Origin of the sequence: Photorhabdus sp. RM71S, assembly GCF_042879355.1 — a bacterium.
GTDB lineage: Bacteria > Pseudomonadota > Gammaproteobacteria > Enterobacterales > Enterobacteriaceae > Photorhabdus > Photorhabdus kayaii.
In genome coordinates this window covers 1-299 of record NZ_JBHFKV010000250.1, presented here as the reverse complement: position 1 = coordinate 299, position 299 = coordinate 1, and the positions used below count along the sequence as shown (strand labels likewise).

Annotated in this window: 1 protein-coding gene; it reads left to right on the top strand. The window is 46.8% G+C overall.

Annotated elements, in window-relative coordinates:
- Positions 1 to 299 (top strand): hypothetical protein (locus tag ACGF5R_RS24760; protein WP_387693299.1); only part of this gene is annotated, 299 nt, incomplete at both ends.

Here is a 299-nt window from a genome sequence, read left to right as displayed (position 1 = left end):
AAAATAAACAGCAAGAAACTGAAAACGAACTGGGCGGCTTGCCGCCTGAATTAATGGTTGACGGCCAGGAGTCAGCTTCTCAGATAGAAACGGTGGAAGAAGATCCCACTGCTCCCGATACAGATAAGCAAAATGATGATGATCAGGGTGAGGATGAGGCAATCGTTGTTGTTGTGCTGAAAGGCCACACAGTTAAGCATAACAGCAAAGAATACAAAGAGTTCGTGCAACTCACTCTAAGCCGGGAAGATGCAGATCGCTTGATTGAGCTGGGGGTTGTTGCTGACGTTAACAAGCTG